The sequence below is a fragment of the Noviherbaspirillum cavernae genome (genome assembly GCF_003590875.1).
Classification (GTDB): domain Bacteria; phylum Pseudomonadota; class Gammaproteobacteria; order Burkholderiales; family Burkholderiaceae_D; genus Noviherbaspirillum; species Noviherbaspirillum cavernae.
In genome coordinates, this window is the sequence record NZ_QYUN01000002.1 from 3,171,921 (window position 1) to 3,187,945 (window position 16,025).

Consider the following 16,025-nt stretch of genomic DNA (forward strand, 5'->3'; position numbering starts at 1 on the left):
CAGATGTTGAGTTGAGTGAATGACGTTTATTGCTTTACAGAAGACAAGACGTCCCCCTGCCGGCCGATTGCGTCGGCAGCATTTGTTGCAAGTGATGCGGAAGGTTTGCGCCGCCGGCACGGTCGGCAGCCGCCCCGTCAGGCGGCGCCGGTCGTGCGGGCTTCAGTCGGATCCGGCGATGTCGAGGATCAGCTTGCCGACGGTTTTGCGTGATGCCAGATCGTCGAGCGCGCTGTTCAGTTTCTCCATCGGATAACGCGATCCGATGTCGACCGTCAGCTTGCCTGCTTCGATCTGCTTGCCGATGTCGTCGACCGCGCGGCGGATCAGATCGAGGTCGCGCTCGTGGCTCCAGTACACGCCGACCGCCGATGCATTCTTGAGCAGCAGGCGGTTGCTCTTGATCTCGGCGATGCGCCCGCCGGCAAAGCCGACGATGCACAGGCGGCCGCGATAGGCGAGGCACTTCATGCTGCCGTCGGTGATGTCGCCGCCGACCGGATCGATGATGACGTCCGCGCCCTTCTTGCCGGTGATGTCGAGCACCTGCTGCAGCCAGTCGGAGGTGCGGTAGTTGATCACGTGGGTGGCACCGCGCTCGCGGCACAGTTCCAGCTTGTCGTCGCTGCCGGCGGTGGCGATCACGGTTGCGCCGGCATTGACGGCCAGCTGTATCGCGGCCAGGCCGACGCCGCCTGCGGCCGCGTGGATCAGCACCGTTTCACCGGCACGCACGGCAGCGCGATCATGCAATGCAATCCATGCGGTCGGCCACACCACCGGCAAGGCGGCGGCGCGCGCCAGCGGCAAGCCCTTCGGCACGCGAATCAGTTTCTCTTCATCGACGATGGCGTATTCGCCGAACGCGCCCCACACCACCTTGGCCGCGATCAGGTCGCCCGGCTTGAATGCGCTGCCGTAAGGCGCACGTTCGATGTGGCCGCTGACTTCCTGCCCCGGCACGAAGGGCAGCGGCGGCTTGATCTGGTACGCGCCCTGCGTCATCAGCACGTCGGAAAAATTGAGCGCCGCGTGGCTCACGCGCACCAGCACCTGTCCCTGCTGCGGTTCGGGGACCGGCTGCTCCACGAGCTGCGGTGCTCCCTGCAGATCCTGAACGATCCATGCCTTCATATTGCCTGCCTCTGTTTGAGTTGTTCGATGTCCGCGTCGTTCATGCCGAGTCCCTTCAGCACTTCGACGGTATGCTCGCCCAGCATCGGGTCGCGCTGCGCTTCATTCGGCGCGTCGGAGAAGCGCGCCGGCTGCTGCATGAACTGCATCGGACCGCACAGCGGGTGGGCCATCGCATGCAGCATGTGCGTGCTCTGTTCCTGCAATTGCCGATGCGCCGTTGCCAGATCCCACACCGGACCGGCGGGGATATCGGCTTCGCGGCAGTCACTCAGGACTTCCTCGACCGTGTGCGTACGCGTCCATGCGGAAATGATTGCCTTCAGTTCATCCACGTTCGCGCTGCGCACCGTCTTGTTGCAGAAGCGCGGATCGTCATTCAGTTCAGGTTTGCCGATCATGGCGGCGAACTTGCGGAATGCGCCGTCATGGCTAACCACCGCCACCACGTGTCCGTCGCGCGCCGGGAAACTGTCCACCGGCGTCGTCATCGGATGACGATTGCCGACCCGCATCGGCGCCTTGCCGTCGGCCAGCAGGCGGCTGAACGCCGTCACCTGCAAGGCCAGCATGGCGTCGAACATCGCGAGGTCGATGTAGCGGCCGGGGCCGCCGCGCTCGCGCGACAGCAATGCCGCGAGAATCGACCACGAGCCGAACAGGCCGGTCCACATGTCGGCGATCGATTCGCCGACGCAGGTCGGATCGCCGTCGGGCGTGCCGGTGATGTGCATCAGGCCCGACATCGCCTGGATCACGAGGTCGTAGGCCGGCTGCTCGCGCAGATTGCCGCTCTGGCCGAAGCCGGAGATGCTGAGATAGACCAGACGCGGATTGATGGCGGAGAGACTCTCGTAATCGACACCGAGACGTTTCGCCACGCCGGGCCGGAAGTTCTCCACCACCACGTCGGCATCGGCCACCAGCTTGCGCAAGACCTCGCAAGCCTCGGGCTGCTTCAAGTTGAGCGTGATGCTTTTCTTGTTGCGGTTGAGCTGCGCGAAGTACACGCTGTAATCATTGACATGGGGACCAAAGTGCCGCGAATCGTCGCCGCTGCCGGGCGTCTCGATCTTGATCACTTCCGCGCCCATGTCAGCCAGCAAGGCGGTGCAGTACGGGCCGGACATGACCCGCGACAAATCCACCACCTTGATACCGGAAAGCATACCCACTGTTTTCTCCTGATGTAGAGCGTCTGACAAAATAAAGCGAAGCGGTTCTGAGTAGAGTGAAGCAGGGAATTCGGGCAGCATGCTGCCCGCCTGCACAACGGCACAGGCATGCAAGCCTGTGCGCACCCTGCAAGGGCGCCGTCGCAGACAGTACGGCTGTACGGCAAGACGGCGCAACGCCCTCAGAATGATTTTGTTTGACGCTCTCAGCCAAACAACAAGGCGTCGTCCTCAATCTGCTCATGGCAGGATTCGGAGAACAGGCGCAGCAGATCAGGCACGTCGAACTTGCTGCGCTTCTCGCCTTGCACATCGAATGCGATGTTCCCCTTGTGGAACATCACGGTGCGATCGCCGTAATCGAGCGCCTGCCGCATGCTGTGCGTGACCATCATCACGGTCAGCTTCTTTTCGCGCACGAGGCCGTCGGTCAGCTGCATCACGAAATCGGCGGTCTTCGGATCGAGCGCGGCGGTGTGTTCGTCCAGCAGCAGCACCTTGGTTTCCGCCAGCGTCGCCATCAACAGGCTGACCGCCTGGCGCTGGCCGCCCGACAGCAGGCCCATCTGGTCGTGCAGGCGGTTTTCCAGCCCGAGGCCCAGACGCGACAGCGATTCGCGGAAGCGGTCGCGGTACTCGGCGCGCAGCGCATTCGACAGGCCGCGCGGCGTGGTGCGCTTCAACGCAAGCGCCATGTTTTCCTCGATCGTCAGCTGCTCGCAGGTGCCCGCCAGCGGGTCCTGGAACACCCGCGACAGCAGGCGCGCGCGTTCGCGCACCGGCCAGCGCGTGATGTCCTGTCCGGCCACCGTCAGCTTGCCTTCGCTGACCGGGATCACGCCCGCCAGCACGTTGAGGAACGTCGACTTGCCCGCGCCGTTGGTGCCGATCACGGTCACGAACTGGCCTGCCGGGATCGAGAGCGAAGCACCTTGCAGCGCATGGTTTTCCAGCACGGTGCCCGGCTTGAACACCACATGAATGTTTTTCGCTTCAATCATGACTGCACCTTCTTCAAAGCGGTGCGGCTGCGGCCGCGTTTGAACAGTTTCGTATCCGGTGCGACCAGGGCGAAGGCCACCAGCAGCGCCGTGACGATGTTGAGATCGGACGGCGTGATGCCGAAGCCGTCGAAACTCAGCGCCAGCGACACGATCAGCTTGTAGACCACGGCGCCGATCACTGCGGAGATCAGCGCCAGCAGCATGGTGCGCTGAGGCATCAGCGCCGCGCCGCCGATCACGGCGGCAAAGCCGATCACGATCACGCCCACGCCCATGTTCACGTCGGCCGCTCCCTGCGTCTGCGCAAACAGCGCACCGCCAACCGCGACCAGCGCATTGCCCAATGCCAGGCCGAGCCATTTCATGCGATCCGTGTTGACGCCGTTGGCGGCGGCCATCCGCTCGTTGGCGCCGGTGGCGCGCATCGCCAGACCCACCTCCGATTGCAGGAAGCGGTTCAGCAGCAGCACCAGCACGGTCATGCCCACCAGCAGCGCGACCGGCACTGCCCATTCGCTCGGCAGCGGCAGGTGCGACAGGAAGCTGAACACGGTGTCCTGCCCGAGCAGCGGCGTATTGGGACGCCCCATCACGCGCAGGTTGACCGAGTACAGCGCGACTGACACCAGGATGCCGGCGAGGATGTGCAGGATGCGCAGGCGCACGTTCATGTAGATGGTGATGCTGCCCGCCGCCGCACCCGCCAGGGCGGCACAGCCGGTGGCCACGAAGGGGTTGATGTCATGCGAAATCAGCGTCGCCGCGACTGCGGCACCAAGGGGAAAGCTGCCTTCGACCGTAATGTCCGGAAAGTTCAGGATCCGGAAGGTCAACAGAGTCCCCAGCGCAACCAGGCCGAACAACAGTCCGGACTCCAGCGCGCCAAGAAAGGAATACATATTCACGTCGTCTCCTCCGCCCGCCGAAGCGGGCACATGCAAATTGCTGTTACTTGTTTACGAATTCCGCCTTGGCCTGGACCGATGCCGGTACCTGCAAGCCGGTCGCCTGCACCGCGCGCTGGTTGACGACGGTGCGGAAGGCGTTGGGGATGGCCACATCGATCTCGCCAGGCTTTGTACCGGACAGGATTTGCGCAACCTGCTTTGCCGCAGTCTGCCCGACCGCGGTGTAGTCGAAGCCGATGGAGGCGATCGCGCCGCGCTCGACCGAGCGGGTCTCGCCGGTGAACAGCGGAATCTTCTTTTCCTGCGCGACCTTGGCGATTGCCTCGAGCGCAGCGTAGACCGTCACGTCGTTGGGAATCCAGACCGAATCGACCTTGCCGACCAGCGAGCGCATCGAGGCGATGGCATCGTTGGAGTTGGGTACCGGCGACTCGACGAGCGTGATGCCGGCCGAACCGGCCACCTTCTTCATCACTTCCAGCTGATAGCGCGAACCGTCCAGACCCGGGTTGAACAGCACGCCCAGCCGCTTCAGGTTCGGCACGAACTGCTGCATCAGGCGTACCTGCAGGTTGATCGGTGCCAGATCGGACACGCCGGTGGCATTGGCACCCGGCTTGTCGAAACGCGACACGACCTTGGCACCGACCGGATCGGTGACCACCGTGAACACGATCGGCACTTCCTTGGTCGCGGACATGGCCGCCTGCGCCATCGGCGTGGTGATCGTCACGATGACGTCGGGACGATCACCCACATACTTGCGCACGATCTGCGCCGCGGTGCCCATGTTGCCCTGCGCGGTCTGGTATTCGAGCTTCAGATTCTTGCCTTCTTCATAGCCCGCCGCCTTCAAGCCTTGCACCAGACCCGCCTTCACTTCCAGCAACTGCGGAATGTCGATCATGTTGGCGATTGCCACTGTTTTTTGTTGTGCCATCGCCCCCTGTGCCACGAGTGCCAATACACATGCCATTGCTTTCAATCGAAACTTCATTTGTGTCTCCTCCAAAGGTTGAAGCGTTAGTCAACGAAAGGTAATTTCACCTGATGCTCTTTTGCCGTCTCCAGCGCAATGTCGTAGCCCGCATCGGCGTGGCGCACCACGCCGCTGGCCGGGTCGTTCCACAGCAGACGCTTGATGCGCTCGTCGGCATCGGCGCTGCCATCGGCCACCACTGCCATGCCGGAGTGAATCGAGTAGCCCATGCCCACGCCGCCGCCGTGATGCAGGCTGACCCAGTCGGCGCCGCCGGCGGTGTTCAGCATCGCGTTGAGCAGCGGCCAGTCAGCCACCGCGTCGGAGCCGTCCAGCATGCCTTCGGTTTCGCGGTTGGGGCTGGCGACCGAGCCGGAATCCATGTGGTCGCGACTGATGGCGACCGGCGCGCTCAGTTCGCCATTCCTGACCATCTCGTTGATCGCCAAGCCCGCCAGATGACGCTCGCCCAGACCGAGCCAGCAGATGCGCGCAGGCAAGCCCTGGAAGCGCACGCATTCGCGCGCAAGATCGAGCCAGCGGTGCAGCATCTTGTCGCCGGAGAAAAGCTGGCGCAATTTTGCGTCGGTCTTGTAGATGTCTTCCGGATCGCCGGACAGCGCGACCCAGCGGAACGGCCCCTTGCCGCGGCAGAACAGCGGACGCACATAGGCCACGACGAACGAGGGGAAATCGAAGGCGTTGACCACGCCTTCTTCGTAGGCGACCTGGCGGATGTTGTTGCCATAGTCGAATACGACTGCGCCGCGCTTGCGGAATTCGAGCATCGCATTGACGTGCTCGGTGATGGATTTGCGCGCCGCGGCGACGATGGAATCGGGATTGCTCTTCTGCGCGTCCTGCCACTGGCTGACGGTCCAGCCTGCCGGCAGATAGCCGTACACCAGATCATGCGCGGCAGTCTGGTCGGTCACCGCATCCGGGCACAGGCCGCGCCGCGCGATTTCCGGCAGCACTTCGGCCGCATTGCCGAGCAGACCGACCGACAGGCCCTTGCCTTCCTTGCGCGCCCGTTCGATCAGGTGCAGCGCATCGTCGAGGCTGGTCGCCTGGCAATCCAGATAGCCGGTACGCAGACGCATGTCGATCCGCGCCTGCTGGCATTCGACCACGAGGATCGCCGCGCCAGCCATGCGACCAGCCAGGGGCTGCGAACCGCCCATGCCGCCCAGGCCAGAAGTCAGGATCCAGCGGCCGGCCATGTTGCCGTTGAAATGCTGGTGCGCGACTTCGCAGTAGGTTTCGAAGGTGCCTTGCACCGTGCCTTGGCTGCCGATATAGAACCACGAACCGGCGGTCATCTGGCCGTACATCATCAGGCCGAGGCTGTCGAGCTTGTGGAAATGCTCGGGCGTCGCCCACTTCGGCACGAGGTTGGAGTTGGCGATCAGGACGCGCGGCGCGCCGGCATGGGTCTTCAAGACTGCCACCGGCTTGCCGGACTGCACCATCAGCGTTTCATCTTCCTGCAAATTCTTCAAAGCCTCGACGATCTGCTCAAACGCGCGCCAGTTGCGCGCCGCCTTGCCCAGCCCGCCATACACGATCAGCTCGGATGGATTTTCCGCCACGTCCGGATCGAGATTGTTCATCAGCATGCGCAACGGACCTTCGATGCGCCAGTTGCGTGTATTCAGCTCCGTCCCCCGGGGTGCCCGTACCGTGCGGGACACGCTTTCCTTCGTCATTCTAATCTCCTCAAGGCTTGCTTATCCATGTGTATTGCACATATACATTCACATGGGCTTGAACTAGACTATCCGCTCGGCCAGATGAGAAAACAAACGATTTATCCGAATAGGTATGCATGAGTAAAACTCATCATGAAACGTTACACACCATCTCTTTCCTGCCTACAAGCTTTTGAAGCGGCCGGCCGCTATCTGAGCTTCACGCGCGCCGCGCAGGAGCTCTACGTAACCCAGGGCGCGGTCAGCCGCTTGATCCAGACGCTGGAAAATCAGCTCGGCGTGCTGCTGTTCGTGCGCCAGAACAAATATCTGACGCTGACCTCGGCCGGGGAAGCCTATTTGCGAAAAATTCAACCCTGCCTTGCACGACTGGAAGCGGCGACGCAGGAATTGCAGGCGGGACACAGCGGCGGTGCGCGCCTGAACCTGTCCGTGCTGCCGACCTTTTCCGCCAAGTGGCTGATGCCGCGCTTCCCCGCCTTCGCCGCCGCCCATCCGAACATTCTCATCAATATTTCGACCCGCATCGCCCCCTTCAGCTTCGGCAAGGAAGACATCGACGCGGCGATTCATTTCGGCGAGCCGGTGTGGCCGGAGCCGGCGAAATTCGATTTCCTGTTGAGCGAGAGCGTGATACCCGTGTGCAGTCCCGACTTCATGAAGCGCCACGGACCGTTCAAGGAGCCGCGCGACCTGACCCGCTGCACACTGCTGCATCTGGCGTCGCGCGCCAACTCGTGGCAGAACTGGCTTGAAAAGGCCGGCGCCGAACTGGAGGAAAGAGTCGGCGGACCGATGTTCGAGCACTATCTGATGATCTTCCAGGCTGCGGTGGCCGGACTGGGGATCGGCCTCGTGCCACCGTTCCTGATCGCCGATGAATTGAATTCCGGCAAGCTGATCGCGCCCTTCGACATCCTGCTGTCGGAAACCGCCGCCTACTACCTGGTCTATCCGGAAGACCGCGCGCACTACTCGCCGCTGAAGCTGTTCAGGGAATGGCTGTTGCAGGAAATCAGGCAGGTGCACCAGGTGCATCACGCCGCGCCGCGTGAGCCCGCATGAACACGCCTCGGCGCGATGCCGAAGCTGGCGCGAACCGGATTGCTTGATATTTGAGCCGCGATAAAAAACAAAGGCCGCGTGGGTGTATGCACGCGGCCTTGTTCTTTGCATTCGCCGCCTGCACAAGCAGGCGCGGATGTTACTCCACCGCCTTACTCCACCGCCTTGACCATATCCTCGATGACCTTCTTGGCGTCGCCGAACACCATCATGGTCTTGTCCATGTAGAACAACTCGTTGTCCAAGCCCGCGTAACCCGCCGCCATCGAGCGCTTGTTGACGATCACGGTCTTCGCCTTGTACGCCTCCAGGATCGGCATGCCGGCAATCGGCGATTTCGGGTCCTTGGCCGCCGGGTTCACGACGTCGTTGGCGCCCAGCACCAGCACCACGTCGGCCTGGCCGAACTCGCCGTTGATGTCTTCCATCTCGAACACCTGGTCGTACGGCACTTCCGCTTCAGCCAGCAGCACATTCATGTGGCCCGGCATGCGCCCGGCCACCGGGTGGATCGCGAACTTCACGATCACGCCCTTGTGCGTGAGCTTCTCGGCCAGCTCCATCAGCGCATGCTGTGCGCGCGCCACCGCCAGACCGTAGCCCGGCACGATGATCACGGTCTCGGCATTGCCCATCAGGAACGAGGCGTCGTCGGCCGAGCCGGACTTGACGTTGCGCTGGGCTTGTCCGCCGCTCTGGGCCGCCGCCGCATCGCCGCCGAAGCCGCCGAGGATGACGTTGAAGAAGGAGCGGTTCATGGCCTTGCACATGATGTAGGACAGAATCGCGCCGCTGGACCCCACCAATGACCCCGCGATGATGAGCATCGAGTTGTTGAGCGAGAAGCCGATGCCGGCCGCTGCCCAGCCGGAGTAGCTGTTCAGCATCGACACCACCACCGGCATGTCGGCGCCGCCGATCGGGATGATGATCAAGACGCCCAGCACGAAGGCGAGCACCGTCATCAGCACGAACGGCAGCCACGCCTGGGTCAGGCAGAAGATGATGCCGAAGCCGATCATGGCCACCGCCAGCACCAGATTGAGGAAGTGCTGGCCCTTGAAGACGACTGGCGCGCCCTGGAACAGGCGGAATTTGTACTTGCCGGCCAGCTTGCCGAACGCGATCACCGAACCGGAGAAGGTGATGGCACCGACGAAGGTACCGATGAACAGTTCGAGCTTGTTGCCAAGCGGGATGACATCGCCCTTGGCGGGGACGATGTTGAAGGCCCACGGTTCAGCCACTGCCGCCACCGCGATGCAGACTGCGGCCAGACCGATCAGCGAGTGCATGGCGGCGACCAGTTCGGGCATCTTGGTCATTTCGACCCGTTTGGCGAGAATCGCGCCGATGCTGCCGCCGACCGCGATGCCGAGGATGACGAGCGGGAAACCGAGGCCGCCGCTGCCGGCGGCTTCGGCGCGCAGCTTGAAGATCAGGGCGATGGTGGTGGCCACCGCAATGGCCATGCCGCTCATGCCGAACACGTTGCCGCGCCGTGCGGTGGAAGGATGCGACAGGCCCTTCAGAGCCTGGATAAAGCAGACCGAGGCGATCAGGTACAGCAGGGTGACGAGGTTCATGCTCATGGCTTGGCTCCCTCGATGGCCTTGGGTGCGGCCTTCGGCTCCTTCTTCCGGAACATCTCCAGCATGCGCTGCGTCACCAGGAAGCCGCCGAACACGTTGACCGCCGCCAGCGCCACCGCGACCGTGCCCATCGCCTGGCCCAGCAGGCCTTCGGTCAGGCCCGCCGCCAGCATCGCGCCGACGATGATGATGGCCGAGATCGCGTTCGTCACCGCCATCAGCGGCGTGTGCAGGGCCGGCGTCACCGTCCACACGACGTGGTAGCCGACGTAGATCGCCAGCACGAAGATGATCAGGTTGGTGATGGTGTGGCTGACTTCCATGTTGTCCCCTTCTTGTTTGTCGGAAGCGAAAGCGGGCGAGGCGGCAATCTGCCCGCCCGGTCTGCCGGCTATTTCTTCAGGCCGGTGATCTGGTTCTTGTCATCGACGAAGACGATCTTCGGCGTATAGGTTTCGACTTCCGCTTCGGTCATCGGCGCGAAGGTGCAGATGATCAGCAGATCGCCCAGATGTGCCTTGCGTGCTGCCGCACCGTTGAGCGAAATCTCGCCGCTGCCGCGCTTGCCCTTGATGGCATACGTGGCAAAGCGTTCTCCGTTGTTGACGTTGTACAGCTCGATGTATTCGAATTCCTTGATGTCCGCCGCGTCCAGCAGGTCTTCGTCGATCCCGCATGAGCCTTCGTAGTTCAAGTCGCACTGGGTGACGGAGACGCGATGGATCTTGGAGCGGAGCATGTTTCGTTGCATTTCAGTATTTCCTTATTTACGTAGAACTTCGCCACCAGAACACAGCAGCGTGGCTGCGACGATTTCGTCGTCGCGGTTGAGGATGAAGTTGCCTTCCTGGTCGAACACCAGCTTGAGGAAGTCGAGCACGTTGCGCGAATATAGCGCCGAGGCATCGGCCGCCACCAGCGCCGCCAGGTTCGGCTCGCCGATGAGGTGCACGCCGTGCCTGGTGACGGTCTTGCCCAGTTCGGTCAGCGGGCAGTTGCCGCCCTGCTCGATCGCCATGTCGACGATCACCGAGCCGGGCTTCATGGCTTTCACCGTGTCTTCGCCGATCAGGATCGGCGCCTTGCGGCCCGGGATCAGCGCGGTGGTGATGATGATGTCGGCCTGCCTGGCGCGCTCGTGCACCAGTTCGGCTTGCCTTCGCATCCAGTCGGCCGGCATCGGCCGCGCGTAGCCGCCCGTGCCTTGCGCGATTTCGCGTTCCTCGTCGGTCAGGAAGGGGACGTCAATGAATTTCGCGCCGAGCGACTCCACCTGTTCCTTGACCGGCGGGCGCACGTCGGAGGCTTCGATCACGGCGCCGAGGCGCTTGGCGGTGGCAATGGCCTGCAGACCGGCCACGCCGACGCCCATGATCAAGACGCGTGCAGCTTTCACCGTGCCGGCGGCGGTCATCAGCATCGGCATGAAGCGCTGGTAGGTGTTGGCGGCCAGCATCACGGCCTTGTAGCCGGCGATGTTGGCTTGCGAGGACAAGACATCCATCGATTGCGCGCGCGTGATGCGCGGCGCGGCTTCCAGCGCGAACGCGGTCAGCCCGGTGCTCGCCATGGCGGCGGTGTTGTCGGCGTCGAAGGGATTCAACATGCCGATCACGACCGTGCCGGATTTCAATTGGGCACGTTCCTCGGCGGAGGGCGCGCGCACCTTCAGCACCATGTCCGCTGCGAAAGCGTCGGCGGCAGTGCCCAGCTGCGCGCCGGCGGCGGCATAGGCGTCATCGGTGATGCTCGAGGAGATGCCGGCACCCGATTGCACGATCACGTCGTGCCTGGCTGCGACAAGTTTTTTCACCGTTTCCGGCGTCGCCGCGACGCGGGTCTCGCCCTGCCGCGTTTCGGCGGGTATGCCGATTCTCATGAGCTTCTCCAGATTATTGAAATTCTTGCGTGAATCTTACACGGACTCGCAAAATTAGCACAACCGTTCTTTTTTAAGAATGCAAGCTGATTTTGTCGAAATGGCATGTTTCAAACTCAGTAGAATAGCCAAGCGTGAAATTGCCGAAAAAGAAATCTCCCATGCTTTTGAAACATTGCCAAATCATTGAGCATCAAAAGTTACGAAATATCAATCATTTTCGGTCTTTTTGGAGCAATCCTTTCTTTCTAACCATTATCTTGCGCGCCAGCGAACCGCATCGGGCATGTGCTGTGCATGCACGGTAGAATGGCGTCCTCTCTCAAGGGATACTATGTCTGACGTTTGGAAACCTTCTGTCACGGTTGCTGCCATCATTGAACGTGATGGCCGTTTTCTGCTGGTTGAAGAAGAAACCAGCGATGGCATTCGTTTCAATCAGCCGGCCGGCCACCTCGATCCGGGCGAGTCGCTGCCACAGGCGGTGACGCGCGAGACGCTGGAGGAAGCCGCGCATGATTTTTCGCCCACGGCGCTGGTCGGCATGTACATGGCGCGTTACCTGTCGTCGCGCACCGGACTGGAAGTCACGTATCTGCGCTTTGCGTTCGCCGGCGAGCTGGGCGCGGAGCATGACCTCCCGCTCGACGAAGGCATCCTGCGCACGGTCTGGATGACACGCGAGGAATTGGTGGCATGCGAAGACAAGCATCGCAGCCCGCTGGTTCTGCGCTGCATCGATGATTACCTGGCAGGTCAGCGCGCCCCCTTGTCCCTCATGTACACCCACCCGGATGCGATCGGCGAGCTGCCAATTTCCAGCGCCCGACCGCTCCTGAAAATCGTTTCAAAATGAGTTCAAGAAAAAGAGTCGTCATCGGCATGTCCGGCGGCGTCGATTCCTCCGTGTCGGCGTGGCTGTTGAAGGAACAGGGATACGAAGTCATCGGCCTGTTCATGAAGAACTGGGAAGACGATGACGATTCGGAATACTGCTCGACGCGCCAGGACTGGATCGATGCGGCGAGCGTCGCCGATGTGGTCGGCGTCGATATCGAGGCGGTGAATTTCGCCGCCGAATACAAGGATCGCGTGTTCGCCGAATTCCTGCGGGAATACCAGGCCGGACGTACGCCCAACCCCGATGTCTTGTGCAATGCCGAGATCAAGTTCAAGGCCTTCCTCGACCATGCGATGAAGCTCGGCGCGGACCTGATCGCCACCGGGCATTACGCACGCGTGCGTGAAGTGAAGTCGGGCGCGAACGCCAGCCGTTTCGAGCTGCTCAAGGCCGTCGATGCAAGCAAGGATCAAAGCTACTTCCTGCACCGGCTGAATCAGACCCAACTGTCGAAGACCCTGTTCCCGCTTGGCGATATCCACAAGACGGAAGTGCGCAAGATCGCCGAAAAGATCGGCCTGCCGAATGCGAAGAAAAAGGATTCGACCGGCATCTGCTTCATCGGCGAACGCCCTTTCCGCGAATTCCTGAACCGCTACCTGTCCTACCAACCGGGGCCGATGAAGACCCCGGACGGCACCACCGTCGGCACGCACGTTGGCCTGAGCTTTTACACGCTGGGCCAGCGCAAGGGAATCGGCCTGGGCGGCATCAAGTCCTACCAGAACAGCGAAGGCACCAACGATGCATGGTATGTCGCCCGCAAGGATGTCGAGAACAACACGCTCTACGTGGTGCAAGGCCACGACCATCCCTGGCTGCTCTCTTCCTCCCTGACGGCACATCAGACGAGCTGGATTTCCGGACAAGCGCCCGACGTGGCGGAACTGTCCGCCAAGACCCGCTACCGGCAGGCAGATGTCGCATGCGCACTCCATGACGCGGATCCCGACGAGTTCACGCTGACGTTTTCAACGCCGCAATGGGCGGTCACGCCCGGCCAGTCCGCCGTCCTGTATCAAGGCGACGTCTGTCTCGGCGGCGGCATCATCCACTCCGCAGCCGCTCCCTGAAGAAAAACGAAGGCGCCTTGCAAGGCGCCTTCGACCCCCCCTCATTGATCAAAATGCATCCCGTCACTGCATCGCAGCGATGACGGGACCGGCCGCGCATCGACCGGCAACAACTTGACGAAAAACCCTTGCATTCCTCCTTGAAATGCCAAATAATCTAAATAAGAATTATTCGCATTTACAAAAAGGCCAGATATGCTGCAAACCTCTCCGATGGAAGCGCAATGCGAAGCCGCTGCCGCGCCGCATGAAGCGGTGGCGGCCGCTTCTCCTCTTATACGGATCAAGAGCGAGGAACTGCTTCAGCGGTCACGCGAGATAGAAATCGACCACCATGGCCGCATCTATCGCTTGCGGGTAACGCAGTTGAACAAGCTGATCCTGACCGCATGAAAACGCGAATCTTGCGCATGTCCGGTCATGGCGTGGCAGTCCACGCCAATCCACGCGAGATTCACTACTTCCCCTCCTGCGGCAGCCGGTGAAACCCGAGAAGGCGCAATTGATGGCTAACGATGACATGTATCCGGAACCGCTTGAAGCGGACAGTGCACCGGCAAGGCCCGAGATGCTGGTTTCCTCGGTGCTGCACCTGATGTCGCACTACAGCGCTGCCAGTCAGGAAGCCAATTGCGCCGGGCTGGCACCGGCGATCGAACGCCATTTGAAGGCGCTGGCCGAGCTGTCCGATCTGGCGCCGGTGCTCAGGGCAACATGCCGGCAGCTGTCGGAGCATTGGGCCAGCGTGGTGGCGCAATCAATGCCGCGGCCGGAACGCTCCAGCCTGTTCGCCAGACTCGTCGCCGGGGCTGGCAGAAATACCGGCAAGCCATTTGAACTTGATCAATTTCTTTAGCATCATTCGCAACAACAAGGTCCACTTTCATGATCGTCTGTATCTGCAACAACGTCTCTGAACGCAAAATCCGTCAAGCTGTCGATGGCGGGATGACGTCCATGCCGCAATTGCGCGACTGCCTGAGCGTCGGAACCTGCTGCGGCAAATGCCATCCGCATGCAAAGCAAGTGCTGCGGGAATGCGTTGCAGACATCAAGCAGAAAACCTGTGCGCAGGAACAGCCATTGGTATTCCACTGCAACGCGCTCGCCGCCTGAGGAAGGCAAACAACGACATGCAAGCCCCTCGCCTCCTGTAAAAACGCCTCCAATGCATTGCTGTCCTGCACGTATCCCTGCTGCGGAAATGCGAATGATTCCAGCTAACGAAATGAGCCCGGGATAATGGCAAACGCCGCGTCGTGAGCTATGATGAGTCATGCCACGTTTGCCAATCGGCGCAACCGGCAAACGCCTGTTTCCCATCCAAGACACCGAGGCTGCCATGAAGGGCGATCCCAACATCATCAAGCTGTTGAACAGCCAGCTCACCAACGAACTCACCGCGATCAACCAGTACTTCCTCCATGCGCGCATGTACCAGCATTGGGGGCTCTCAAAACTCGGCAAGAAGGAATACGAGGAATCCATCGACGAGATGAAGCATGCGGACAAGCTCGTCAACCGCATCCTGATGCTCGACGGATTGCCGAATCTGCAGGCATTGCACAAACTGATGGTCGGCGAGTCGGCACCTGAAATGCTGAAGGCGGATTTGAAGCTGGAGCACATGTCTCACCAAACGCTGAAAGACGGGATCACGGCATGCGAGGCGGCCGGCGATTATGTGTCGCGCGACCTCCTGACCGAGATACTCGACGATACGGAAGAACACATCGAATGGATCGAGACGCAGATTGAACTAATCGACAAGGTCGGCTTGCAGAACTACCTGCAGACGCAGATGGAAGCCTGATTCGGCGTTGCGCAAAAATCAAAGGGCCGTCGGGCATAACGCTCGACGGCCCTTTGCATTTGCGACAGCGCGCCTTATTGCGGCACGGTGTCCTTGAACGATGCGCGCTCGGACAACTTGTCGAACAGCTTGACGAGATTCGGATAGTCGCCGCGCCAATCGATTTCAGGAAAACGGAACGACAGCCAGCCGAGTGCGCAGCCGACTGCCACGTCCGCCAGCGAGTAATGCGTGCCGGCGCAGAACGGCTTGTCCTTCAGGCCGGTCGACATGGCCTTCAGGCCGGCATGCACCTTGAGCATCTGACGCTCGATCCATTCCGCGCTTTGCTGCGCTTCGGGACGCCTGGTTCTTTCCAGACGGACCAGCACGCCGGCATCGAGCACGCCATCGGCCAGCGCTTCCCAGCACTTCACTTCGGCGCGCTCGCGGCCGTTGGGCGGAATCAGCTTGCACACCGGCGTCATGGTATCGAGATATTCAACAATGACGCGCGAATCAAACATCGCGCCACCGTCTTCCATGACCAGGCAGGGCACTTTACCCAGCGGATTGGATTGATGAATCCGGGTATCGGCGGCCCATACATCGTCCAGAATCAGCGCGTAGTCGAGCTTCTTCTCCGCCATGACAACGCGGACTTTGCGGACATAGGGGCTGGCGATGGAACCGACGAGTTTCATAGATGCACAGTGTAAGAAATGGCGGCGATTATAACATTGAGGTACGTCACGATATTGCTCCCGCGCCTCGCCAGCCATGCGCCGGGCGCGGCTTTTTGGCGCAAGCG

The 16,025-nt window shown here is 61.5% G+C and carries 18 protein-coding genes; 7 read left to right on the top strand and 11 right to left on the bottom strand.

Features of this window, described 5'->3' with window-relative positions; genetic code table 11:
- Nucleotides 1–162 precede the first annotated feature (162 nt).
- The 6 genes from D3870_RS14770 to hutU form a co-directional block, all read right to left on the bottom strand.
- Entirely contained in the window at nt 163–1,134 is a 972-nt protein-coding gene (locus D3870_RS14770; RefSeq protein WP_119740241.1) for an NADPH:quinone oxidoreductase family protein, read from the bottom strand.
- Nucleotides 1,131–2,303: a CaiB/BaiF CoA transferase family protein gene (locus D3870_RS14775; protein ID WP_242490083.1), complete on the bottom strand. Its 1,173-nt coding sequence runs from the start codon at nt 2,301–2,303 to the stop codon at nt 1,131–1,133. The genes D3870_RS14770 and D3870_RS14775 overlap by 4 nt, the downstream gene beginning before the upstream one ends.
- Before the next feature lie 212 nt (nt 2,304–2,515).
- Nucleotides 2,516–3,310 carry an ABC transporter ATP-binding protein gene (locus D3870_RS14785; RefSeq protein ID WP_119740245.1) on the bottom strand — a complete coding sequence of 265 codons (795 nt, stop codon included), beginning with the start codon at nt 3,308–3,310 and terminating at the stop codon, nt 2,516–2,518.
- Nucleotides 3,307–4,218, bottom strand: coding sequence for an ABC transporter permease (locus tag D3870_RS14790; protein ID WP_119742175.1), 912 nt, complete (start codon nt 4,216–4,218; stop codon nt 3,307–3,309). The genes D3870_RS14785 and D3870_RS14790 overlap by 4 nt, the downstream gene beginning before the upstream one ends.
- A 43-nt stretch (nt 4,219–4,261) precedes the next feature.
- Nucleotides 4,262–5,218 (bottom strand): ABC transporter substrate-binding protein, encoded by a 957-nt coding sequence (locus tag D3870_RS14795; RefSeq protein WP_119740247.1) that lies wholly within the window; start codon nt 5,216–5,218, stop codon nt 4,262–4,264.
- A gap of 26 nt (nt 5,219–5,244) precedes the next feature.
- On the bottom strand, nt 5,245–6,909 hold the full coding sequence (gene hutU, locus D3870_RS14800) for a urocanate hydratase (RefSeq protein WP_119740249.1): 1,665 nt from the start codon (nt 6,907–6,909) through the stop codon (nt 5,245–5,247).
- A 135-nt stretch (nt 6,910–7,044) separates the two neighbouring features.
- Between hutU and gcvA the strand changes: the two genes are divergently transcribed.
- Nucleotides 7,045–7,977: a transcriptional regulator GcvA gene (gene gcvA / locus D3870_RS14805; protein ID WP_119740251.1), complete on the top strand. Its 933-nt coding sequence runs from the start codon at nt 7,045–7,047 to the stop codon at nt 7,975–7,977.
- Between the two features lie 152 nt (nt 7,978–8,129).
- Here gcvA and D3870_RS14810 read toward each other — a convergent pair whose 3' ends face one another.
- The 4 genes from D3870_RS14810 to D3870_RS14825 form a co-directional block, all read right to left on the bottom strand.
- A complete protein-coding gene (locus tag D3870_RS14810) occupies nt 8,130–9,569 on the bottom strand; it encodes an NAD(P)(+) transhydrogenase (Re/Si-specific) subunit beta (protein WP_119740253.1) in 1,440 nt (479 codons plus the stop codon).
- The gene (locus D3870_RS14815; protein ID WP_119740255.1) at nt 9,566–9,892 is read right to left on the bottom strand and encodes an NAD(P) transhydrogenase subunit alpha part 2; all 327 of its coding nucleotides are present in this window, start codon (nt 9,890–9,892) and stop codon (nt 9,566–9,568) included. Before D3870_RS14815 ends, D3870_RS14810 begins: the two co-directional genes overlap by 4 nt.
- Nucleotides 9,893–9,960: 68 nt before the next feature.
- Nucleotides 9,961–10,320, bottom strand: a complete 360-nt coding sequence (panD, locus tag D3870_RS14820; protein WP_119740256.1) for an aspartate 1-decarboxylase — start codon at nt 10,318–10,320, stop codon at nt 9,961–9,963.
- Between the two features lie 12 nt (nt 10,321–10,332).
- On the bottom strand, nt 10,333–11,448 hold the full coding sequence (locus D3870_RS14825) for a Re/Si-specific NAD(P)(+) transhydrogenase subunit alpha (RefSeq protein ID WP_119740258.1): 1,116 nt from the start codon (nt 11,446–11,448) through the stop codon (nt 10,333–10,335).
- A gap of 334 nt (nt 11,449–11,782) precedes the next feature.
- On the opposite strand from D3870_RS14825, the gene D3870_RS14830 reads away from it, so the two are divergent.
- The 6 genes from D3870_RS14830 to bfr all read left to right on the top strand — a co-directional run bounded on the left by D3870_RS14830 (nt 11,783) and on the right by bfr (nt 15,235).
- A complete protein-coding gene (locus D3870_RS14830) occupies nt 11,783–12,304 on the top strand; it encodes an NUDIX hydrolase (protein WP_119740260.1) in 522 nt (173 codons plus the stop codon).
- Nucleotides 12,301–13,422, top strand: a complete 1,122-nt coding sequence (gene mnmA, locus D3870_RS14835) for a tRNA 2-thiouridine(34) synthase MnmA (RefSeq protein ID WP_119740262.1) — start codon at nt 12,301–12,303, stop codon at nt 13,420–13,422. The genes D3870_RS14830 and mnmA overlap by 4 nt, the downstream gene beginning before the upstream one ends.
- Before the next feature lie 213 nt (nt 13,423–13,635).
- Complete coding sequence (gene hemP, locus D3870_RS14840; protein ID WP_119742177.1) at nt 13,636–13,815, top strand: hemin uptake protein HemP; 180 nt, start codon at nt 13,636–13,638, stop codon at nt 13,813–13,815.
- A gap of 112 nt (nt 13,816–13,927) precedes the next feature.
- Entirely contained in the window at nt 13,928–14,278 is a 351-nt protein-coding gene (locus D3870_RS14845) for a hypothetical protein (RefSeq protein WP_119742179.1), read from the top strand.
- Between the two features lie 29 nt (nt 14,279–14,307).
- Complete coding sequence (locus D3870_RS14850) at nt 14,308–14,538, top strand: (2Fe-2S)-binding protein (RefSeq protein WP_119740263.1); 231 nt, start codon at nt 14,308–14,310, stop codon at nt 14,536–14,538.
- Between the two features lie 226 nt (nt 14,539–14,764).
- Nucleotides 14,765–15,235: a bacterioferritin gene (bfr, locus tag D3870_RS14855; protein ID WP_119742181.1), complete on the top strand. Its 471-nt coding sequence runs from the start codon at nt 14,765–14,767 to the stop codon at nt 15,233–15,235.
- 74 nt (nt 15,236–15,309) lie between these two features.
- Here bfr and D3870_RS14860 read toward each other — a convergent pair whose 3' ends face one another.
- The gene (locus D3870_RS14860) at nt 15,310–15,918 is read right to left on the bottom strand and encodes a glutathione S-transferase C-terminal domain-containing protein (protein ID WP_119740265.1); all 609 of its coding nucleotides are present in this window, start codon (nt 15,916–15,918) and stop codon (nt 15,310–15,312) included.
- Nucleotides 15,919–16,025: the final 107 nt, after the last annotated feature.

Excerpts from the sequence above, each read along its gene's own strand:
- D3870_RS14770 (WP_119740241.1), bottom strand. The coding sequence starts at position 1,134 with ATGAAGGCATGGATCGTTCAGGATCTGCAGGGAGCACCGCAGCTCGTG.
- D3870_RS14775 (WP_242490083.1), bottom strand. The coding sequence starts at position 2,303 with ATGCTTTCCGGTATCAAGGTGGTGGATTTGTCGCGGGTCATGTCCGGC.
- D3870_RS14785 (WP_119740245.1), bottom strand. The coding sequence starts at position 3,310 with ATGATTGAAGCGAAAAACATTCATGTGGTGTTCAAGCCGGGCACCGTG.
- D3870_RS14795 (WP_119740247.1), bottom strand. The coding sequence starts at position 5,218 with ATGAAGTTTCGATTGAAAGCAATGGCATGTGTATTGGCACTCGTGGCA.
- hutU (WP_119740249.1), bottom strand. The coding sequence starts at position 6,909 with ATGACGAAGGAAAGCGTGTCCCGCACGGTACGGGCACCCCGGGGGACG.
- gcvA (WP_119740251.1), top strand. The coding sequence starts at position 7,045 with ATGAAACGTTACACACCATCTCTTTCCTGCCTACAAGCTTTTGAAGCG.
- D3870_RS14810 (WP_119740253.1), bottom strand. The coding sequence starts at position 9,569 with ATGAGCATGAACCTCGTCACCCTGCTGTACCTGATCGCCTCGGTCTGC.
- D3870_RS14815 (WP_119740255.1), bottom strand. The coding sequence starts at position 9,892 with ATGGAAGTCAGCCACACCATCACCAACCTGATCATCTTCGTGCTGGCG.
- panD (WP_119740256.1), bottom strand. The coding sequence starts at position 10,320 with ATGCAACGAAACATGCTCCGCTCCAAGATCCATCGCGTCTCCGTCACC.
- D3870_RS14825 (WP_119740258.1), bottom strand. The coding sequence starts at position 11,448 with ATGAGAATCGGCATACCCGCCGAAACGCGGCAGGGCGAGACCCGCGTC.
- D3870_RS14830 (WP_119740260.1), top strand. The coding sequence starts at position 11,783 with ATGTCTGACGTTTGGAAACCTTCTGTCACGGTTGCTGCCATCATTGAA.
- mnmA (WP_119740262.1), top strand. The coding sequence starts at position 12,301 with ATGAGTTCAAGAAAAAGAGTCGTCATCGGCATGTCCGGCGGCGTCGAT.
- hemP (WP_119742177.1), top strand. The coding sequence starts at position 13,636 with ATGGAAGCGCAATGCGAAGCCGCTGCCGCGCCGCATGAAGCGGTGGCG.
- D3870_RS14845 (WP_119742179.1), top strand. The coding sequence starts at position 13,928 with ATGGCTAACGATGACATGTATCCGGAACCGCTTGAAGCGGACAGTGCA.
- D3870_RS14850 (WP_119740263.1), top strand. The coding sequence starts at position 14,308 with ATGATCGTCTGTATCTGCAACAACGTCTCTGAACGCAAAATCCGTCAA.
- bfr (WP_119742181.1), top strand. The coding sequence starts at position 14,765 with ATGAAGGGCGATCCCAACATCATCAAGCTGTTGAACAGCCAGCTCACC.
- D3870_RS14860 (WP_119740265.1), bottom strand. The coding sequence starts at position 15,918 with ATGAAACTCGTCGGTTCCATCGCCAGCCCCTATGTCCGCAAAGTCCGC.